Source organism: Cupriavidus sp. 05T313 (assembly GCF_056396665.1).
In genome coordinates this window covers 91,062-110,719 of sequence record NZ_JBFTLX010000003.1, presented here as the reverse complement: position 1 = coordinate 110,719, position 19,658 = coordinate 91,062, and the positions used below count along the sequence as shown (strand labels likewise).

Below are 19,658 nucleotides of genomic sequence, written 5' to 3'. Positions count from 1 at the left end.
GGCCGRGGCTGCGTTGGCCGCAGGGAGCAATGTAGCAAGTTCTGGCAAAACCGGCTGGCGGCGCCTCGCGCCGCCGGTCCGGGGCAGGCCAGGCAGCGCCCGATTACTCCCTTGACACTCGGAAACTTTCAACCTAAAGTGCGCCTGCAGATCTAGATAAGAGACCATCTGTAAGATGGTCTCTCCCTGCGTGCAGATTGCTGCGGCCTCTTACAGAAATAAAACAAGGAGACCGCTGTGCAATCCACGATCAAGATCCGTGGCATCGATGATGTCATCTCGTTTATTGATTCCTGCCCAGGCATAAAAGGCAGAGCCGGCCTCATCTGGTGGCTCGCGCTGGGGGGATTATTCCTTGACGCATTCTCCAATTCCGCATTGAGCGCGGGCCTTGGGCCCATGACGCGGGATTTGCATCTTGCCGCGTCGCAGGTCGCGCTGCTGACCTCGTTCGCTTCGTGGGTGGCCATTGCCTTCAACCCGATCGGCGGCTGGATGGCCGACCGCTGGGGCCGGGTTCGTCCGCTGGTGCTGGCGAAATTCCTGGCGGTGACCGGTGCGCTGCTGGTGGTCTTCGCGCCGGGCTTTGAAGTCATCCTGGTCGGGCGCTTCTTCGTGGGCGCCGCCTACGGCATCGATTTCGCCATTGCCATGGCGGTGCTGGCGGAGTTCACGCCAGTCAAGTTGAAGAGCCGGCTCAATACCTGGCAGGGCATGTGGTACACCGCCGTCTGCAGCAACCTGCTGCTGGCCTTGCTGTTCCACTCGTGGCAGGTGGGCGATTCCATCTGGCGCTATTCGGTGGCCGCTACGGCCATCTTCGGGGTCGGCATTCTCATCCTGCAGCTTGCCTTCCTGGTCGAAAGCCCGATCTGGCTGGCGCGCAAGGAGCGGCTGGACGACGCTGCCGGGGCGATGACCCGGATCTATGGCCGGCCCTTCGTGGCCGCGCCGGTGGACGAGCGCCTGCCTGTCCTCAACCAGGCAAAACGCGGCCTGGCCAATGTGTTGCTTATCTTCCGCGGCGTGTACCTGCCGCGCACCATCCTTGCGGCGACCGTGCAGATCGGCCAGTCCATCCAGTATTTCGCGGTCGGCTGGTATTTGCCGCTGATCAGCGCGGCCTTGTTCGGCAAGGACTTCATCTACGCCACCGTGGGCGCGCTGGTCTTCAATGTCTTCGGCATCTTCGGGGGCTTCATGTCGCCGCTGATCGGCAGAAAGCTTGGCTTGCGGCGCGCTTCCGCCTTCGGATTCGCCGCCGTCTTCGTCATGCTGCTGATCCTCGGCCTGTTCAACGGCAAGATGCCGGTCTGGGTGGCGGTGATCGTGCCGTCGCTGTTTATCCTTTTCCACTCGGGCGGCCCCGGCGCCAATGGCAAGAGCCTTTCGTCGCTGTCGTTCCGCAGTGAACTGCGCGCGGGGGCGAACGGCATCATCGGTGCCCTGGGCTCGACCGGCGCGGCGCTGGGCCTGCTGATTTTCCCGATCTTCCGGGAGAACTATGGCCTGGAAAAAACCTTCCTTATCCTGTCGATCGTGCCGCTGACGGCCAGCATCATCTGCTTTGTGATCCGCTGGGACCCGACGCGCACCACGATCAATCCAGACAACGAAGCCGATGCCCCGCAATTCAGCGGCGATGAACAGCCGGCCCCGGCGTTCCTCAACCCGGCGATAGAGAAAACCCAGCGATGAAGCACAACAGGCACGTCATACTCGCCATCGACGAAGGCACCTCCGGAACGCGCGCGGCTGTCGTCGCCGCCGACGGCCATGTCTCCTGCCTGGAGTACATGGCGCTCCAGGTGGACGCGCCGCGGCCCGGCGTGGTGGAACAGGATGCGAACGCGATCCTGGAGAAGACCATCGCCGTGTGCCGCGCGACGATTGCGCGCGCGCAGCAGGAGCAGTTGCAAATCGTGGCGCTGGGCCTGGCCACGCAGCGGGCCACGGCGGTGCTTTGGGATACCCGCACCGGCCGCGCGCTCGTGCCCGCCATGGTCTGGCAGGACACGCGCTACGTCAGCGAACTCAACGCGCTGGCGCCGGCCTGGGACAAGACGTTGATCGAGCAGGTCGGCCGCCCGGCGGGCGTGCGGTCCCCCTACCTCTGGGCGGCCCGCCATCTCCACGACACCCCGGCCGTGGCCGAGGCGTTCCGGGAGAACCGTCTTGCGTTCGGCACGATCGATACCTGGCTGCTGTGGCACCTGTCCAGCGAACGCACCTGCGTAACCACGCCCACCAACGTGACATCCGCCAGTGCCTACGTGCTGGCGGAGCACCGCTACCACCTCGGCTGGCTGGACGCGCTGGGCTTTCCTGCTGCGCTCTTGCCGGCGCTGCGCCAGGACGCGGACGACTTCGGCCGCACCCGGCCGGAGCAACTGGGCATCGACGTGCCGATCCTCGCCTGCGCCGGCGACCAGCTCGCGGGCGCGGCGGGGCTCGGGTGCCTGGACCGGGGGCAATCGATGTGCGTGCACGGCACCGGCAGCTTCGTCGACCTGATGACCGGGCCGGAGCTGCCGGCCAGGGCGGGGCTGTACGACGGCACCCTGACCATGACCGCGCGCCGGCAGCATCATGTCTCGCACCTCTCGGTCGAAACCTTCGTGGCCACTACCGGTTCGGCGCTCAACTGGGTCTGCGAGAAGTTGCGCTGGTTCGAGAGCGCGAAGCAGATCAGCGCGCTGGCGGCCACGGTCGATTCGGCGCGCGGCGTGACGTTCCTGCCCGCGCTGACGGGGCTGCGGGTACCGCAGATGCAGCCCGAGGCGCGGGCCTCGCTGACGGGCGTTTCCATCGCCAGCTCCCAGGCCGAGGTGGCCTACGCCATCCTCGAAGGCATTGCCCACGCGGTTGCTTCGTGCATCGAGGCCAACGAGGAAGTCGCTGGCGTGAAGGTGTCCGAACTCATCGTGGGCGGCGGCTTGTCCGGCAGCGACGCCTTGCTGCAGATCCAGGCGGACCTGACCGGCATGCCGATCCGGCGCATGCGCGAAACCGACCGGGCCAGCTTGCGCGGCATTGCCTTCTTCGCGGGATCGTCGGGATTGCTGTGGGAGTCGCTGCAGCAAGCCCGCGCCACCAATGAAACCGATGCCGTCTTCGAGCCCCGGCTCGGCGCCAGCGAGCGCGGCGAACGCCGCGCGCTGTGGCATGCGCGGGTGGCGTCCGAGCTGCGTCACGCGCAGACCTTCCACAATCAATAAGCAGTCAGGAGATCTCTACGACATGATGGTTTTTCCATCCAGAAATCCGGGCAAGGACCGCGCCGCGATGACCTCCACCGAGCCGCTGCGCCTGGTCCGCCAGGAGCAGCTGGACCGCCTTGCCAGCGAACAGTTTGACATCCTCATCGTCGGCGGTGGCGTGACCGGCGCCTACGCGGCGCTGGACGCGAGCTTGCGCGGCTACCGCGTGGCCCTGGTGGAGAAGAACGACTTCGCCTCCGGCACCTCGTCCAAATCCTCCAAGATGGTGCACGGTGGCCTGCGCTATATCGAACAGGGCAACCTCGGGCTGGTGCGCCATTCCCTGCTGGAGCGCCAGCGCCTGCGCAGGAATGCCAGGCACCTGGTGCAGCGCCTGCCGTTCCTGTTCCCCGTGCTCGAAAAGGATGGCGTGTTCGACAAGCGCCTGTCCAAAGCGTTTGAAAGCCTGCTCTGGACCTACGACATCGCCGGCGGCTGGCGCGAAGGCATCCTCCACCAGAAACTCACCAAGGCCGAGGTGCTGTCGCATTGCCCGACCTTCAACGAAGAGAACCTGCTCGGCGGCTTCCTGTATTTCGATGCGCGGGTGGACGATGCCAGGCTGACCCTGAACATCGCCCGTACCGCGGCCTTCCATGGCGCGGCGGTGGTCAACCATGCGAAGGCGGTCGAGATCACCCGCAACGATCACGGCAAGGTCGATGGCGTGATCGTCCATGCCGGCGAGCGCGAGATCCGGGCCAGAGCCGGCGTCGTCATCATGGCGACCGGCGTCTGGCTGCGCGACTGGACCGGCCGCAAGAAGGGCGAGGAAAAGACGATGCACATCCGGCCGGCCAAGGGCGTGCATATCGCCATTCCCTGGCTGAAGGTCCGCAACGACTGCACCGTGACCATCCCAGTGCCGGGGCGCAACCGCCGCGCCACCATCACCCGCTGGGGCAACGTCTCCTACCTCGGCACCACCGATGAAGACTACGAGGGCGACCTCGACGATGTCTGCTGCACCCGGCAGGAGCTGGACTTCCTGCTCGACGGCGCGCGCTGGGCCTTGAAGACGGACCTGCAGGCCGAGGACGTGCTCGGCAGCATCGCGGGCTGCCGGCCGCTGGTCGCGCCGCCGGGCGGCAAGACGCTGGAGATCAAGCGCAACCATGAAATCCATACGGCGGCGGATGGCCTGGTCACCATCGTCGGCGGCAAGCTGACCACCTCTCGGCATATGGCCGAGCAGACCATCGACGCCGCGCAGAAAGTCATCGGCCAGCGCAGCAAATGCCGGACCAAATCGGCATACCTGCTGGGCGCGGCGGGTTACGACGCGCAGGCCATCGTGGCATCCGGCGGCCTGTCGGCCCACCTGGGCGAGCGTTACGGCACTGAAGCGCGCTTTGTCAGCGACATCCTGCAGGCCGATGCGCGGCTGCAGAAGCCGATCGTCGAAGGCCTGCCCTACACCGAAGCCGAGATCGTCTACGCCGCGCGCCATGAACTGGCGGGCAGCGTGGACGACATCCTTTCGCGCCGCATCCGTGCCCGCCTGATGGCGCGCGATGCGTCAGCGCGCGCCGCGGCGCGCGTGGGCGAACTGCTGCAGGCCGAACTCGGCCTGTCCGAATCCGTCGTGGCGCAACAGGTCAACACCTACCTGAGCGCCGTCGCACATGAAAAATCCGTTCTTATGGGAGAGAAGGCATGATCAGCAAGGAAGCAATCAAGCGAGGCTACAACCGTGGCAACTACGTCGTCGGCGCGCACACGCCGCCTGCTTACGCGGCCACCGTCAAGGAAACGTCCGACACGCCCGGGCTGCAACGCGACGCCGTGGCCGTCGATGCCGCGCAGATCGACGCGCTGCGCAGCGTGGCGGATGAAGTGCTCACCGATGCCGGCAGCGTAGTGACGTGGACGCGTGACTGGTGGGCCGGGTCGATGATGACCGAGACTGCCRGTAAGCCCGCGACCCCGCGGGCCGTCATCGTGCGGGTTTCAACCATCGGGCAGATCCAGGCAGTCATGCGCATCGCGCACGCGGCGGCGATCCCCGTGACCGTATCGGCCGGGCGCAGCAATGTGACCGGGGCCGCCCTGCCGGTGCGCGGCGGCATCGTGCTGGATGTGTGCGAACTGAACAAGATGCTGGACTTCGACAAGGAAAGCCAGATTGTCGAAGTGGAGGCAGGCGTGTTCGGCGACATCTTCGAGCAGACCATCCAGAGGGAGTACGGCATGACGATGGGCCACTGGCCGTCGTCTTTCGCCATCAGCACCGTGGGCGGCTGGGTGGCGTGCCGCGGCGCCGGCCAGCTCTCCACGCGCTACGGCAAGATCGAGGACATGGTGTTCGGCATGGACGTGGTGCTGGCCGACGGCAGCCTCGTCACGGTGGGCGGATACTCGCGCGCGGCGCTCGGCTCCGACCTGCAGCAACTGTTCATCGGCTCGGAGGGCACCCTTGGTGTCATCGTGCGCGTGCGCCTGAAACTGCATCGGCTGCCCGACTACGGCCGCGCCATCGCCTATGGCTTCAAGACCTTCGCCATCGGTCTGGACGCATGCCGCGAGATCGTGCAGCGCGGCGCGAATCCCGCGGCGCTGCGGCTCTATGACGAACTCGAGAGCGGCGTGCAGTTCAACCTGCCGGACACCAACGTGCTGCTGATCGCCGACGAGGGCGCCCGCGAGATGGTCGATGCGGTGATGGCCATCAGCGAAGGCGTGTGCAAGGAACTTGGCCATGCCCTGGATTCCGGGACCATCTTCGAGCGCTGGCTGGACACCCGCTACCTCACCGGCAAGAGCGCGGAAGGCTTCAAGCGCAGCCCTGGCTTTGTCGCCGACACCCTGGAAATGTCCGGCCCCTGGAGCGACCTGTCCGCCATCTATACCGATGTGGTCAACGCGATCAACGCCGTGCCCGGCACGCTGGCGGGCTCGGCGCACCAGTCGCACGCGTATGTGGACGGCGCCTGCCTGTACTTTTCGCTGCGCGGCGAGGTGGAGGTGGAGAACCGGGCGAAGTGGTACCGCCAGGCCTGGGATGCCGCCAATGCGGTGCTGATCAAATACAATGCCGCGTTGAGCCACCATCACGGCATCGGGCTGTTGCGCGCGCCGTATATGCGTGAATCGCTGGGCAGCGCGTTTCCGGTGCTGGTGGCGGTCAAGCAAGCGCTGGATCCCAAGAACATTCTCAATCCCGGAAAGCTCGGCCTGAGCGACGAGCTGCCCCACCACGCGGATCGGTAAGCATCATGGACAAGTCACTCGGGGCACGCCTGACGCGGCACCCGGTCATCGGGACGCTCTACGGCGTCGAGCAGGTCGACATCTTTATCGAGAGCAATGCCGAAGTCTCCATCGTCGCCAACGTCGAGCTGCGCAAGCTGCAGCCGGTGGTGGCCACGCTGACCAAGGCGGGCAAGTACGTCATCGTCAACATCGACAGCTGCGAAGGGCTGTCGCAAGACAAGGGCGGTGTCGAGTATCTTGCCGATATCGGTGTGACCAGCCTCGTCTCCACCCGGGTGGCAACCATCCAGCGCGCCAACCGGGCGGGGCTGATCACGATGCAGAAGGTATTCGTGACAGACCGCTCGACCTGGCCGCGCAGCGTCAAGGCGCTGGAGCAGAGCGATCCCAATCTCGTGCAGCTGATGCCCGCGCCCATGCTCTCGCATCTTTCCACCAAGGACCGCAAGGCGCTGCCGCCCATCGTGACATCGGGCTTCGTCTGCAACAAGGACGATATCCGCAGCGCGATCAGGGAAGGCGCCGTGGCGGTTTCCACCAGCGACAGCAAGCTGTGGAACCTGGAGCCTTCCGTGTTGAAATCCTGAAACCGACCGAGGCAATCGATGGCTGCTTCCCACCTGCAGGTGATCGCGCACTACTTTGCGTTGCCGGGGAATGGCGACAAGGTATGCGCGCTGCTGGCCGAACTCGCCGCGGCAACGCCAGGTGAGACGATGGCCAGCAGAGCGGCGGTCATGAATCGAGGTATCCATATTTTCGTCCATTCCGTTTTGTGCGCCGCATCGCCGCGACGTTTGCATTGTGGGATGCGCAACGCATGATCACATCACTCAAATTGGTGATCGGCGTCGCGCTGTCGGCGCCAGCCGGGCCGCGCGCGCTGTCCCCGATGTCCAGCCGGTGAGGTGTCAATTTCCCAAGTCGCTGGCGGCATCAGTGGCCTTCACAAGAGCAAGGATTCGGGCACGTTCCGACTCGGCTGGCTATGGCGTTTTTGGTCCGGGCTTGCAGCAAGAGCGTGAGTCCTGCAGCGGGTATTCAAAGCGGCACATGTCAAGTGCGGTCCGTGCGCAAGCGCGCACTAATTCCCGGAAAAAAGAGGCCGCGCCGACTCATCCCAATGGCTAGTTGAAAGGGAATTTTCGCTACTTATACTAAATAAAGAAATCCAATCGCGGGTAATGCTCATGAAGACGTTGGCTACCGCAGATCAACATGCCCCCTTGCCGTCGCCGGCAAGGGTCGCTGTTATCGTGGCCACGAAAGGCCGGCCGCAGGCATCGACGCACGTGCTGCGACTGCTCGAGAAGCAATCCGTGCGACCGGCCATCACGCTGTTTTCCGCCTGCACGGATGCGGATATCGAGCCTGGCCTGGAAACGCCACTGGCGGTTGAGTATATCTTTGGCCCGGCAGGCTTGCCCGCGCAGCGCAACCGCGCGCTGGCCACGGTCCTGTCGCGCGTGGATTTTGTCGTTTTCTTCGACGATGACTTCGTGCCGTCACCCTATTGGATAGAGCGCTGCCTGCAGGCCTTTCTAGCGGAGCCCGATGTCGCGGGGATCTCCGGCGCCTTGCTTCACGATGGCGCGGTCGGTGCCGCCCTGTCATGGGACGACGCATGCAGCCTTGTCCGGCAAGCGGAGGCGGTTGCCAGTACACCGCGCCCGCTCACCACGCTGAGCGGGCTCTATGGATGCAACATGGCCTATCGCGTTTCCGCGATCGGCAATCTGCGCTTTGACGAGCGGCTGGTGCTTTACGGCTGGCTGGAAGACAAGGATTTTTCGCGCGCGATCGGCAGGAAGGGCAGGCTGGTCGAGTCCGACGCGATGTTAGGGGTCCACCTGGGGTTGAGATCGGGCCGAGTCTCCGGAAAACGTTTTGGTTTCTCGCAGATCGTCAATGCCTGGTATTTGCACAAGAAGGGCGTGCTTTCCACGAAGGAAGTCTGGAGTTTCATCGCTAAAGCGCTCACTGCCAATGGTGTCAGGTCGATCCGGCCTGAATCGCACATCGACCGCCGCGGACGTTTCGCCGGCAACCTGGTCGGCGTGACGGATCTTCTGCTTGGCCGGTGCCGGCCGGAGAGGGCCAGTGATTTGTGAGGCGCGTATTGCGATGCCGCTGACTTTCGTCAGCGTTTGATGGATGGACCCCGGGGGCGGGGAAGGTTGTTATCGAAATGACGGCGGGGCCAACGCGGGCCCGTCGCGAAAGCACTCGCCATCAAGGACGCTGCCTGTGCGCAGCGGCACCTCGGCAATTTCCCCCGATAGGCTGGAATGACATTCGGCGGCGCGCTCCCTGAGGGCGCCATTGGGGGAGTCCCTCGTGGAGCGCCAATTGCGATCATGCCGCTACGCGCCATGCCGGCCGGAGTGGCGCGACATATGACTCGGAGACGTACCGGAATGACCACCTGGACCCGGCGCGCATGGCTGCGCGGCATTTCAGCAAGCATCCTGGCTGTCGCATCGCGCGACATGTATGCGCATGTGAGCGCGGGACCTGTCGATGCACCGCTGCCCACGCTAGACGGCTGGGTGGTCGACCAGTTCGGCCGGCGGGTGCGTCTGCAGGACATGTTGCTGGGCGGCGTCACGGCATTGCAAACGATATTCACGGGCTGCAGCTCGGTTTGCCCGTTGCAGGGCGCGCTGTTCAGCGCGGTGCAGGACGGCATGCCGCGCGTGAACGCCCGGTATCCGCTTCGCCTGGTCTCGCTCAGCATCGATCCGCTGTCCGACTCTCCGGAGGCGCTGCGGGCATGGCTGCAACGCATGGGCGCCGGCCCCAACTGGCGCGCGGTGGCGCCAACGGGCGCCGTCGAGCAGATCAGGACGGTACTTGCCGGCAGGGCGCCGGGTCCGAACCTCGATGCGCATTCCACACAAGTCTATTTTTTCAACAAGGCTGCGCAATTGTGCTGGCGCAGCCCTGCATTGCCGCAAGCGAAAGAAGTCCTGTACGTCATGGAGCGCTTGGCCCAGGCTTGACGGATCCGGCACGGGCCAATCAACAACAGCAGAGCAACAGCAGAGCAACAGCAGAGCAACAGCAGAGCAACAGCACCAAACCACCAACCCACCAGCAAACTTCGCCATGACTCCCATCTCACTGCAATCCAACGGATTCACGAGGGCACTGCTTAAGTGGATCGGTACCTGTCTTGTTCTCTTTGCATGGACGTTCTCCGCGCCGGCGGCGGCGCAGACCGGCGCGATGAGCCTGAGCGGTAAGAACTTGTGCGCCGATGTCTCGGGTGCCTCGACCGCGAACGGCGCACCGGTCATCGTCTGGGCGTGCAGCGGCGACCCCAACCAGCGATGGACATTCGCCCAAGACGGTACCGGGTACAAGATCACGGTGGGCCACACCGGCTATTGCCTGGACATTAATGGTGTCAGCCTGGCCAACGGGGCCGCGGCAATTCAATGGCCATGTCAGGTACCAGCCGCCAACAACCAGCGGTTCACGCTGAAGCAGCAAAACGGCGGCTATGCGGTGGTGGCCGTGCACAGTGGCAAGTGCCTTTCCGCGACGGGGAAAGCCAGCGCGCAGCAAGGGCAGGCTGTGGCTCAATACACCTGCGACGGCAGCGTCGGCCAGACCTGGCTGCTCCCCAATCTGAACATTGTCACCCTGCCGTCGAAATGGACGGCGCCCAAGGCACTGTCGCTCGTACCGGTAGCGGCGGCGAGCCTGCCTTCCGGCAAGGTGTTGGTGTGGTCCGCCTACGATCGCTTCACGTTCGGCGGCGACAACGGGCAGACTTACACCGCCCTGTTCGACCCGGTCGCCATGACGTCCACCGAGAAGCTGGTCACCAATACCGCGCATGACATGTTCTGCCCGGGGATCGCGAATCTCCCCGATGGACGCATCTTTGTCAACGGCGGATCCAGCAGTACCAAGACCAGCATCTACGATCCGGCCACGGCCAAGTGGTCCGTGGCACCGGAGATGAACCGCGGCCGCGGGTATGAGGGCAGCGTCACGTTGAGCAATGGCGGCGTCTTCACCGTGGGCGGTTCCTGGAGCGGCGCCATCGGCGACAAGGACGGCGAAACCTGGATGCCGAACAACCCGTGGCGCCTGAACAGCGCCGTGTGGGACGACTACATCCTGACTGGCGACTCTGCGGGCCTGTACCGTTCGGATAACCACGCGTGGCTGTTCGCCTCGGCCAATGGCCGGGTGTTCCATGCGGGGCCGAGCAAGCAGATGAACTGGATCGACACCACCGGTGACGGCAGCGTGACCCCGGTCGGTACGCGGGCGGCGGATGGCGATGCCATGAACGGCAACGCCGTGATGTACGACATCGGCAAGATCCTTACGGTGGGCGGAGCGCCGGACTATGAAAACACGACGTCAACCGCGAACGCACACGTGATCGATATCACGAGCGGCACGCCGGTGGTGCGCAAGCTCGCTTCCATGGCCTATGCCCGCGCCTTCGGCAACAGCGTGGTCTTGCCGAATGGCCAGGTCGTCGTGATCGGTGGCCAGACCGTGCCGGTGCCGTTCTCCGATGACGGGGCGGTGCTCACCCCGGAACTCTGGGATCCGGCTACCGAGAAGTTCCAGAAGCTGGCTGCGATGGCAACCCCGCGGACCTACCACAGCGTGGCCCTGTTGCTGCCCGACGGGCGGGTGCTGAGCGGTGGTGGCGGCCTTTGCGGTGATTGCACGACCAATCATCCCAATGTGGAGATCCTGTCACCGCCCTATCTGCTCAATGCGGATGGAACGGCGGCGACCCGCCCGACGATTTCGTCGGCGCCGGGGGACGCCCTGCTTGGCACCACGATCTCCGTGACCACGAATACCCCGGTGGCCAAGTTCGCGCTGGTCCGCATGTCGTCGGTCACGCATTCCGTGAACAACGAGCAGCGCCGGGTGCCGGTCACCTTCACGGTCGGTACGGCGGGAGAGAATCTGATCAAGATCCCGTCCGACCCGGGCGTCGCCGTGCCCGGCTACTACTATCTGTTCGCCATGAATTCGGCGGGCGTGCCGAGCGTGGCCAAGGTCATTCGCGTCCACTGATGCGCCGCGCGAACAGTAGGGCATGGCGGGCGGTCGTGGGTGTGGCGCTGGCCGCCGCCAGCATGCTGGCGGCGGCCGCGGATGGCAGCGGGGACGTGGAGCGGGGGCGGGCGCTGTTCCACGGCGAGACGGATCTCTCTGCGCACTTGCGGGGGGATCCCGCGCCGCTGCCCGCTTCAGCCGTGCGCTGCATCAATTGTCATACCAAGACCAGCCGGGGGGAGGCATTTGCCCCGCCGCTGACGTCGGATTCCCTTCGTACCTTAAGCCCGCGCCGGGGCGGCCCGCCCACGGCTTACGACCGCGACGCTTTCTGCAGTGCGCTAGCCAACAGTATCGACGTGGCCAACGTGGTATTGGTAAAGGCGATGCCGCAGTACGTCCTGTCGGATAGCGACTGTTCCGCCTTGTGGGCGTACCTGATGACGCAGTAAGCAGGGTGATGGCGTTGCCATGCCTGCGCCGGTCGAAAGCTACACGAGTAACCACACGGAAACGGCATGACTCCATTCAGGCGACAATTCTTTGCACGGCTCGCAGGCACGGTCGCGGGGGCCGGTGCCGCGCTGGCGTCGACCGTTGGCATCGGCAGGGGCGCCATCGCGCGCACCGCGCAAGAGGGCAGGGCGGAAGAGCGCGTGGTATCCGTCAAGGATTTCGCGGGCCTGGACGCGACCGGCTCGAGCCCGTCCGACCAGGCGTTCAGCAGGGCACTGAAAGAAGTCGCCTCGCTCAAACGCAAAGCCCTCGGCGACGAAAACTCCAACAGGATCGGCAACAAGCGCATCGTGCTGCCGCCCGGCACTTACCTGATCACGCAGCCGGGCGCGCTGGTGGACTCCGGCGCATTCGGGGAGCGCACGCAAGGCCTGACGATCGAGGGTGACGGGGCGCCGGGAACGGTGGTCATCATCTACCAGCCGGCCATGCCGGGGCCGCTCATCAAGAACAACGACAAGCTGCTGGTGCTCCGCTTCAGGAACATCCAGTTCCACGGCAAGGCGCCGAACAGCGACCTGATCGACAGCACCAGTACGGGCGGCGCGCAGGACTACGCCTTCGACGACTGCATCTTCACCGGCAACTGGAGATATGGCGCCAACCTCACCGGCGGGAACAACAACAGCGAGTGGCATTTCGGCCGCTGTTCCTGGGCCGGCAAATGGCAGTCGTTTCTCTACGTGGGCACCGCCAATACCTCGGACCAGTTCCTGAACTACTGGTTTGACCACTGCAAATACTGGAGCTCCAGCACCTGGATCGACATGGCCAAGGGCGGCAATATCAAGCTGACCGATTGCGATGTCAGTGGCTATGAACCCGCCGCGCAAACCTACCTGTTCAACCTGCGCGGGCGCTCCCATGCGCGCGGCGTCTGTTCGTTCAAGGCGTCGGGCTTGCGCGTCGAGCAGAAGACCCGGTTCGCGGGCCTGATGTATTGCGAGTGGGAGCAAGGCAACATCGGGTTCAAGGATTGCGATTTCAGTTCGCAGGCTTACCAGCCATTCGCCGCGGGGGTGATGTCGGCCTTGTTCTCGCCGGGTGACAGTTCCGGGGCGCAAGTGGTGTTCGACAATTGCCAGATCATGGGCCGGCACCACTACACGACCGGACAGGCGCCGGCCGGCCAGGGGCGCTCCAGCTACCGGAACTGCGATTTCCTCAACTGCACCTACCCGGACGAGGCGTTTGTCTTCTCCGAGGCAGGAGGTCAGGCCGGGCGCCGCCGCGCAGTGCTGCTCGAAAGCTGCCGGGGCAACGGCACGGGCAGTGTCTACGCCGATGCCGAAGTGGGCTGGGACGTGGCGGCGATTGCGACGGTCAAGCAGAAGATCGTCTCGTTCAAGTCCGCCTTCGGCAACCTGCCGAGCGGCGCCGACGGCCCGCTATCCATCGTGTTGCCGCTGCACGCGATCATCCTGCGCGTCATCGTGGATGTCCCGGCCGGCGCGCTCGGATCCGGCGGCAAGGCAGGCTACACCGTGCAAACGGGCGAGGCCTCCACCACTGCGCTGGCTACCCTGAGCCTGAGTCCGGCGAGCTCGGCAGGCCGGGTGGATAACCACCCGTACTTCCGCTGCAGCACGCGGCAGAAGTGCACGATCAGCCTGGTGCCGGCGGTGAAGGACCAGCCTCCGGGGTTCGGCGCGGTGGTCCTGGTGGAATACATTGGATGAAGGTGGCGGCCGGATAGCGCGCCGGCGCGGAGCCTAAGGGCAGCGCTCAATGCCACCGGAAGCCCAATGCGCAACGCGCGCCGGTTCGTTGGCCGGGTAACGCGTGCCGCACCGCCGCCTGGATTCAGCCGCCGGCCGCGCCGCGCGCCACTCCGGACTCAGGCTTGCGCGCGCGCATCTGCGCGGTGGTATTGCCCTCGCCATCCGGCGTCCAGCCCGGCGGCATGAACAGGTATCCGAAGAAGGCGCGGGCGCTGCGCGCCCCGGCCAGGTCGCGCAACAGGCGGACCCACTGCGTGAACTCGATCCGCAGCGGGTTGGCGCTGTGGATCGGATGCACCAGCCCATACCGGCAGGGCACGTCGTCGCGCTCCTTCACGTAGGTGCCGAACAAGCGGTCGAAGACCAGCAGCACGCCGCCATAGTTCGCATCCAGGTACTCCAGGTTCGACGCATGGTGCACCCGGTGCGCCGACGGCGTATTGAGGATTCCCTCCAGCCAGCCCAGCCGCGGAATCCATACCGCATGAATCCAGAACTGGTAGAGCAGATTGAGCGACAGCACCGCGAACACCACGCCCGGCTCGAAGCCGATCCACGCCAGCGGCACGAAAAACAGCGCCGTGCCGGTCAGCTTACCAAGCACCCCGATGCGAAACGCAGCCGACAGATTGAGATCGTTAGGCGAGTGATGCACCGCGTGGTTGCTCCAGAACCAGCGCACCCGGTGCGCGGCGCGGTGATACCAGTAGTAGCAGAACTCCTGCCCGATAAAGAGCAGCGGCAACGCTACCCAGCCCACGGGGTGGATCGTCAGCAGCCGATGTTCGAACGCCAGCCGCACCAGCGGCGCGGCAATCGACAGCGGCAAGGCGATCCCGATCGCGATGCGCACGACCAGATCCAGTGCCGACACACCAAAAGCCCGCCAGTCATAGCGCTGGCGGCGCGACAGGATGATCGCCTCGATCAGCGCGAATGCCAGGACGCAAGGGACGGCGATGAACAGCTGAAATTTTTCTATTGCGTTCATGACTGCTGGCTGGTGAGTTGTTCGGGCTGGCGCATGTGATTAGCCCGGCATGCCGCAGCGCGGCGCCTGTCGCGTAAGCCGACACGTCACAAGGCCGCGTGCGAGGAAGATACCGCTAACGGTGCCATAGATAAAGCCGGCTGCCAGCGATGTGCTGCTCCGATGCAATAGATCAGGGTTTATCGCTAGTGCGACGCTGACGAAACCTGGCCATGGAAATGTCGGCGAGATAAGACCCATCGGGCAGGCGTATCCGCTTCTCGAAGCGTCCTTCCTTCCTGCGCTCGCCTGCGCAGCATTGGCGCCGTAAGTGGAATTTGCCGGAGTGGGTACGAAAACCCCGAGCCGCCATTACCAGCGTATGGCGGCCACCTGTCGAACTGGCGAAATCCTGGCGACGCTCATGTCCGGCTCGTATGCGCGCCGGCGTGGCCCCCCTCAGAGGGGAGGACAAGCGCCCGCCCTCTCCCCCGACCCCTCCCGCAAGCAGGAGAGGGGAACGCCGAGTGCCCGATCTCTTGATCTCTTGATCGTTCCGCGGGAGACATGAAGGCGAACACCGGGTGGAGTCATACCGCCCGGTGCCTCAAATCAAACCGCCACTGCTTCCAACAAAGAAGGCTGGCTGTCGATCCAGGGCTGCAACGCCGCCTCACTCATCGGCCTGGCGCACCCCCTTCCCACGCAAAACCGGCCCGCCGCGGCCGTCCGGCTAAGCGTCCACGATCATCTCGAAGCCGCCAAAGATCATCCGCTTGCCATCGAACGGCATCGGCTCGTCCATCTTCAGCCGCGGATCGGCCATGGAGGCCTTCATGCCCTCGTCGCGGACCTTGCGCGATGGCCACAGGATCCAGGAGAAGACCACGGTCTCGTCCTTCTCCAGCTTCACGGCCATCGGGAACGAGGTGAGCTTGCCCTCGGGCACATCATCACCCCAGCACTCGACCAGGCCCAGCGCGCCATGGTCCTTGAACACCACCGCGGCGGCCTCGGCGTGCTTGCGATAGGTCTCCCGCTTGGCGGTGGGCACGGCGAGAACAAATCCATCGATGTAATTCATGTCCGATCTCCTTTGGGATTGTCTGCAAACTGGCGCGCAACAAGTGCCGCCATGCAGACGACGAATCAGGGGTGCCAGTCTCGACACGCTGCGGGAAGAATTCTCAATATAGGCGGGGTGGCTGGCCGCGGGCGCCCGCGCTTGCCGTCCGCCGGCGTTCGGTGTGATGAATATGACACCGCGGTGCTGCCGCGCAACCTCTGCCCGCACGGCGCGCCGGTGCGCAAAAACAACCCCGGCGCGAAAGCGGGCCAGCCGCCACGGGCCCGTATCCGCGCCGTCGGTGACGGACCTGGCCACGTGTTGCCCCGGATTTTCCGAAGGCGGTGTCGATTTCCGGTATCCCGGTTCGTCGTAGTGTCAGAGCCGTCCGTCTATCCTGAATCGAGTTCGGGGCGGTGCGGCTCCGGCAATCCGATCAAGGAGAAACGGCGATGCGTGTCATGGTGATGGTGAAGGCCACGAGCCAGTCAGAGGCCGGCAAGATGCCCGGCACGGAGTTGCTTACGGCCATGGGCAACTTCAATGAAGAACTCGTCAAGGCCGGCGTGCTGCTTGCGGGCGAAGGCTTGCACCCGAGCGCGAGGGGAAAACGGGTGCGCTTTTCTGGCAGCCAGCGGACCGTGATCGACGGACCGTTCACGGAAACCAAGGAACTCGTTGCCGGGTTCTGGCTGTGGCAAGTGAAGTCCATGGACGAGGCCGTCGAATGGGTCAGGCGCTGCCCCAACCCCATGGAAGGGGAGTCCGAGATCGAAATTCGCCCGGTCTTCGAGGCCGACGATTTCGGCGCGGAGTTTACCCCCGAGCTGAGGGCCCAGGAGGAACGCCTGCGCGCGCAGGCCGAAGACGCGGCGAACAGGCCGCGGTAAGGCGAGCAGGCGCAAAGGCGCGCAAGCGGCGCCTTGTCGGCCAGGACAGGTGCCGGTCCTGGCTTGCGACTCAGTTTGCGATTCCTGTCGCTCTGGAGGGAAAAGCAATTGCCGCCCTTCCCTGGGCCGGAGTTCCGCACGCATCATCAACTATCGTGCGCCAGCGCACACTACGCCCCGCAGGCAAAAAAGATTTGCTATACGCTTTCACCTTGGAGCTATCGACATTGCATCCATTTATGAAACCCTGGTAAAAAGTGCGAGGTCATACCGTGGCGAAGCGGCTTCGATTTGACAGGGGCGTTGGCCTCAAGGATTTTCGTAGTGTAGTTCCGATGCAGGCGATTGCCGAGATCAACGCGGCCATTGATTCTCTGCCTGGCAATGTGTCGGAACGCCCCCATCCAGACGCCATAGCGGAAATGCTGCGTCGTAGCGACGCATTCCGGCAACTCGAGGAGGCCGTCTGTGCGGATACGCGCGCGATGGCGGCGAAGGCTGTACCGGGAATATTGCGTCCGGAACCCGTGCACGTGATTCGTTGCGCGGACCCGGTAAAGCGGAGGGACAGTCATTGCCGCCATTACGATTCCCATCTGCTGACGATGCTGATTCCGCTACAACTGGCGCCGGATTGTGCCTGCAACGGTGACCTGCTCATGTATCGGCGCCCCCGTCTGGCGGTCTCCACGCTGGGCAATGTGATGTGCAAGGTTACCCATGGCATCCATCGCAAGCTACCGTTCGAGTGGCGGAAATGGCTGACGCTGCACGATCTGCGTCGAGGCCACTGCGCGCGCGTGCCGGTGCAGCTTGGCAGTGTCTACGTATTCAACGGTTTTGCGCTGAAGCACGCCAACCTCGATGTGGAGATGGGGCAGCGGCGCTCGCTGCTGATCCATTACTACGATCCCGGCCACTCGCTCGGCCTGAGCGAGTTGGTGCGGCGTGTGCGCGGGGTCTGAGTTTGTCTCGGGGGCCGCGCACAGGCGCTTCAGTTCGGCCTCTGTGCGCTCGCCACATACGATGCAGGTGAGAGCGGCGCTTCCCGGGGAAGGGTGGCCACCCGCGATCCCGGTGGAAGCAGGTGCCCGTGAGACGGCGACGCTCAAAGTGAGGCTGTCTATTCGACCCGGATCCCGCGTGCCTTGACAAGGGTGTGCCAGCGCAGTGATTCGCCTTGCAGGAAGCTCTTGAACGCCTGTGGAGAGTTACCGACCGGGTCGAGTCCGGCTTGCTGCAGCCTGGAACGCACACCCGGATCCGCGATAGCCTTCTGCACGGCACCTGCGATGGCTTGCACGCGATCCTGCGCGGTGCCCTTCGGCAGGAACACGCCATTCCATTCGAGCACTTCATAGTCCGGCATGCCGCTTTCCGCAAGGGTGGGCGTATTGGGCAATCCCTGTATCCGCTTCCTGGATGTCACCGCAAGCGCCCTGAGCTTGCCGCTGGTGACGTATTGCAGCGTGGACGCCGTGTTCCCGAAATAGATCGCAACCTGTCCTCCCATCACATCGGTGAGCGCTGGCGCACCGCCTTTGTATGGGACATGGAGCAACTCGATCTTCGCCTGCTCGTTGAACATCTCCGCGGCAAGATGCGATCCGGTCCCCGCGCCGGCGGACGCGTAGGCCAGCTTGCCGGGCGTCTTCTTCGCCGAGGCGATCAGGTCAGCGACGGTCTTGTAGGGCGCATTCGCGGCAACCACGAGGATCTGCGGCGCAGTCGCCACCAACGAGACCGGAATGAAATCGCTGGCAGGATCGAATGGCAGCTTGCGCAGTGCACCGTTCACCGCGAATGCCGAGGCGTCATAGAGGACGGTGTAGCCATCGGGCGCGGCTTTAGCCACCGCGTCGGCGCCGATGACACCGCCGGCGCCCGGCTTGTTGTCGATCACGATCGTCTGCCCGAGGATCTCCCCCATCTTCTGCGCGACGACACGCGCCGTATTGTCGGCGCCGCCGCCCGCCGAATAGGGCACCACCATGCGAATCGGCTTGTCGGGGAATGCCATGGCGCAAAGCGGCACCGAAGCAGCCATGATCGCCAGGCCTTTGCAAAGCGCCTGCAGGGTTCTTCTCATCTTGTCTCCTTCAAGTCCGGCCGGCTTACGCGGCCTCGAATCCATACAGCAAGGCAGGGTTGTCCACCAGTATCTTGCGGCGGATTTCCTGGCTACCTGCCCATTGGGCAAGCAAGTCGTACAGCAAGGCATCGTCGGGCTTGTGCCACGCCTCGGTGGGGTGAGGCCAGTCGCTGCCCCAGACGAGCCGTTCCGGGGCCGCTCCCACCCATGCCTTCGCCACCGGATCCATGTCGTCGTAATGGCGGGCTGCGCCGACGAGGGAGTCGAGGTATGCGCCAGACAACTTCAGCCAGGCTTTGCCTCGATCCAGCAGATCAGACACGACCGCGAACGCGGCATGCGCCGTTCCCCCGGGGAGCGGCATGCGGGCCAGGTGGTCGAAGACCAGGGGCGCGCGCAGCCGCGCCAGCAGGTCGCGGTGTCCAACGATCTGGTCGGCGGTCCAGTGCAGTTGCAAATGCCATCCGAACTCGGCGATGCGGTTTGCCAGCGGCTCCACCATGTCGAACCCCACAATGGCATGCATTTCCGTATAAAGGGAGAAGCGTATCCCGCGGATACCTCCCGCGTGGAGGGCATGCAAGGCCTCGTCCGTGACGTCCGGGCGTACCACGGCGATTCCGCGGGTACTGGCCGGGCCCAACCGCTGGATGGCATCGAGCGTACAACTGTTGTCTGTCCAATAGGAGCGTGGCTGTACCACGACGGCGCGGCTGGTCCCGATCAGCGCCTGAACGCAGCGGTAGTCCTCCACCGTCGCATCCGCCACGATCGGCGCAATGGCTGTGAAGCGTGGATCGTAGATATGCAGATGGGAGTCGCAGGCATTTGCGAGTGCCGCGCTGACCGGGACCGTGGTGGCCGAACTGTTCGGCACCTGCACGGCAGCG

17 protein-coding genes are annotated in these 19,658 nt (G+C 64.6%); 13 read left to right on the top strand and 4 right to left on the bottom strand.

Going from position 1 to position 19,658, the window contains the following annotated elements; translation table 11 throughout:
- The first annotated feature begins 237 nt into the window (after positions 1-237).
- The 11 genes from AC1DKD_RS01450 to AC1DKD_RS01400 all read left to right on the top strand — a co-directional run bounded on the left by AC1DKD_RS01450 (position 238) and on the right by AC1DKD_RS01400 (position 13,708).
- Positions 238-1,698: an MFS transporter gene (locus tag AC1DKD_RS01450; RefSeq protein WP_441625487.1), complete on the top strand. Its 1,461-nt coding sequence runs from the start codon at positions 238-240 to the stop codon at positions 1,696-1,698.
- A complete protein-coding gene (locus AC1DKD_RS01445; RefSeq protein ID WP_441625485.1) occupies positions 1,695-3,218 on the top strand; it encodes an FGGY family carbohydrate kinase in 1,524 nt (507 codons plus the stop codon). The genes AC1DKD_RS01450 and AC1DKD_RS01445 overlap by 4 nt, the downstream gene beginning before the upstream one ends.
- A gap of 22 nt (positions 3,219-3,240) precedes the next feature.
- Positions 3,241-4,920, top strand: a complete 1,680-nt coding sequence (locus AC1DKD_RS01440; RefSeq protein ID WP_441625483.1) for a glycerol-3-phosphate dehydrogenase/oxidase — start codon at positions 3,241-3,243, stop codon at positions 4,918-4,920.
- On the top strand, positions 4,917-6,470 hold the full coding sequence (locus AC1DKD_RS01435; RefSeq protein WP_477142849.1) for an FAD-binding oxidoreductase: 1,554 nt from the start codon (positions 4,917-4,919) through the stop codon (positions 6,468-6,470). Before AC1DKD_RS01440 ends, AC1DKD_RS01435 begins: the two co-directional genes overlap by 4 nt.
- Before the next feature lie 5 nt (positions 6,471-6,475).
- The gene (locus tag AC1DKD_RS01430) at positions 6,476-7,060 is read left to right on the top strand and encodes a glycerol-3-phosphate responsive antiterminator (RefSeq protein ID WP_035868188.1); all 585 of its coding nucleotides are present in this window, start codon (positions 6,476-6,478) and stop codon (positions 7,058-7,060) included.
- A gap of 18 nt (positions 7,061-7,078) precedes the next feature.
- Complete coding sequence (locus AC1DKD_RS01425) at positions 7,079-7,297, top strand: hypothetical protein (protein WP_441625479.1); 219 nt, start codon at positions 7,079-7,081, stop codon at positions 7,295-7,297.
- A 366-nt stretch (positions 7,298-7,663) separates the two neighbouring features.
- Positions 7,664-8,584: a glycosyltransferase gene (locus tag AC1DKD_RS01420; protein WP_441625477.1), complete on the top strand. Its 921-nt coding sequence runs from the start codon at positions 7,664-7,666 to the stop codon at positions 8,582-8,584.
- A gap of 306 nt (positions 8,585-8,890) precedes the next feature.
- Entirely contained in the window at positions 8,891-9,475 is a 585-nt protein-coding gene (locus tag AC1DKD_RS01415) for an SCO family protein (RefSeq protein ID WP_441625475.1), read from the top strand.
- On the top strand, positions 9,357-11,531 hold the full coding sequence (locus AC1DKD_RS01410) for an RICIN domain-containing protein (RefSeq protein WP_441625473.1): 2,175 nt from the start codon (positions 9,357-9,359) through the stop codon (positions 11,529-11,531). The genes AC1DKD_RS01415 and AC1DKD_RS01410 overlap by 119 nt, the downstream gene beginning before the upstream one ends.
- Positions 11,531-11,965, top strand: a complete 435-nt coding sequence (locus AC1DKD_RS01405) for a hypothetical protein (RefSeq protein ID WP_441625471.1) — start codon at positions 11,531-11,533, stop codon at positions 11,963-11,965. The genes AC1DKD_RS01410 and AC1DKD_RS01405 overlap by 1 nt, the downstream gene beginning before the upstream one ends.
- 66 nt (positions 11,966-12,031) lie before the next feature.
- Positions 12,032-13,708, top strand: a complete 1,677-nt coding sequence (locus AC1DKD_RS01400; RefSeq protein WP_441625469.1) for a pectate lyase family protein — start codon at positions 12,032-12,034, stop codon at positions 13,706-13,708.
- 124 nt (positions 13,709-13,832) lie between these two features.
- On the opposite strand, the gene AC1DKD_RS01395 is transcribed toward AC1DKD_RS01400, so the two are convergent.
- The gene (locus AC1DKD_RS01395; RefSeq protein WP_441625467.1) at positions 13,833-14,741 is read right to left on the bottom strand and encodes a sterol desaturase family protein; all 909 of its coding nucleotides are present in this window, start codon (positions 14,739-14,741) and stop codon (positions 13,833-13,835) included.
- A 712-nt stretch (positions 14,742-15,453) separates the two neighbouring features.
- Positions 15,454-15,804: a DUF1428 domain-containing protein gene (locus AC1DKD_RS01390; protein WP_441625466.1), complete on the bottom strand. Its 351-nt coding sequence runs from the start codon at positions 15,802-15,804 to the stop codon at positions 15,454-15,456.
- A gap of 434 nt (positions 15,805-16,238) precedes the next feature.
- Here AC1DKD_RS01390 and AC1DKD_RS01385 point away from each other — a divergent pair, with 434 nt between their 5' ends.
- Both AC1DKD_RS01385 and AC1DKD_RS01380 read left to right on the top strand, forming a co-directional pair.
- Positions 16,239-16,676: a YciI family protein gene (locus tag AC1DKD_RS01385; protein ID WP_441625464.1), complete on the top strand. Its 438-nt coding sequence runs from the start codon at positions 16,239-16,241 to the stop codon at positions 16,674-16,676.
- A gap of 335 nt (positions 16,677-17,011) precedes the next feature.
- Positions 17,012-17,641: a hypothetical protein gene (locus AC1DKD_RS01380; RefSeq protein WP_441625462.1), complete on the top strand. Its 630-nt coding sequence runs from the start codon at positions 17,012-17,014 to the stop codon at positions 17,639-17,641.
- A gap of 158 nt (positions 17,642-17,799) precedes the next feature.
- Here the strand turns inward: AC1DKD_RS01380 and AC1DKD_RS01375 are convergent, their stop codons facing one another.
- Together AC1DKD_RS01375 and AC1DKD_RS01370 are read right to left on the bottom strand one after the other, a co-directional pair.
- Entirely contained in the window at positions 17,800-18,765 is a 966-nt protein-coding gene (locus AC1DKD_RS01375) for a tripartite tricarboxylate transporter substrate binding protein (RefSeq protein ID WP_441625460.1), read from the bottom strand.
- 25 nt (positions 18,766-18,790) lie between these two features.
- On the bottom strand, positions 18,791-19,651 hold the full coding sequence (locus AC1DKD_RS01370) for an amidohydrolase family protein (RefSeq protein ID WP_441625458.1): 861 nt from the start codon (positions 19,649-19,651) through the stop codon (positions 18,791-18,793).
- Between the last annotated feature and the right edge of the window lie 7 nt (positions 19,652-19,658).

What these genes read in the sequence shown, in the direction of transcription:
- AC1DKD_RS01445 (WP_441625485.1), top strand. Translation starts at nt 1,695, where the DNA reads ATGAAGCACAACAGGCACGTCATACTCGCCATCGACGAAGGCACCTCC.
- AC1DKD_RS01440 (WP_441625483.1), top strand. Translation starts at nt 3,241, where the DNA reads ATGATGGTTTTTCCATCCAGAAATCCGGGCAAGGACCGCGCCGCGATG.
- AC1DKD_RS01430 (WP_035868188.1), top strand. Translation starts at nt 6,476, where the DNA reads ATGGACAAGTCACTCGGGGCACGCCTGACGCGGCACCCGGTCATCGGG.
- AC1DKD_RS01425 (WP_441625479.1), top strand. Translation starts at nt 7,079, where the DNA reads ATGGCTGCTTCCCACCTGCAGGTGATCGCGCACTACTTTGCGTTGCCG.
- AC1DKD_RS01420 (WP_441625477.1), top strand. Translation starts at nt 7,664, where the DNA reads ATGAAGACGTTGGCTACCGCAGATCAACATGCCCCCTTGCCGTCGCCG.
- AC1DKD_RS01415 (WP_441625475.1), top strand. Translation starts at nt 8,891, where the DNA reads ATGACCACCTGGACCCGGCGCGCATGGCTGCGCGGCATTTCAGCAAGC.
- AC1DKD_RS01410 (WP_441625473.1), top strand. Translation starts at nt 9,357, where the DNA reads ATGCGCATTCCACACAAGTCTATTTTTTCAACAAGGCTGCGCAATTGT.
- AC1DKD_RS01405 (WP_441625471.1), top strand. Translation starts at nt 11,531, where the DNA reads ATGCGCCGCGCGAACAGTAGGGCATGGCGGGCGGTCGTGGGTGTGGCG.
- AC1DKD_RS01400 (WP_441625469.1), top strand. Translation starts at nt 12,032, where the DNA reads ATGACTCCATTCAGGCGACAATTCTTTGCACGGCTCGCAGGCACGGTC.
- AC1DKD_RS01395 (WP_441625467.1), bottom strand. Translation starts at nt 14,741, where the DNA reads ATGAACGCAATAGAAAAATTTCAGCTGTTCATCGCCGTCCCTTGCGTC.
- AC1DKD_RS01390 (WP_441625466.1), bottom strand. Translation starts at nt 15,804, where the DNA reads ATGAATTACATCGATGGATTTGTTCTCGCCGTGCCCACCGCCAAGCGG.
- AC1DKD_RS01385 (WP_441625464.1), top strand. Translation starts at nt 16,239, where the DNA reads ATGCGTGTCATGGTGATGGTGAAGGCCACGAGCCAGTCAGAGGCCGGC.
- AC1DKD_RS01380 (WP_441625462.1), top strand. Translation starts at nt 17,012, where the DNA reads ATGCAGGCGATTGCCGAGATCAACGCGGCCATTGATTCTCTGCCTGGC.
- AC1DKD_RS01375 (WP_441625460.1), bottom strand. Translation starts at nt 18,765, where the DNA reads ATGAGAAGAACCCTGCAGGCGCTTTGCAAAGGCCTGGCGATCATGGCT.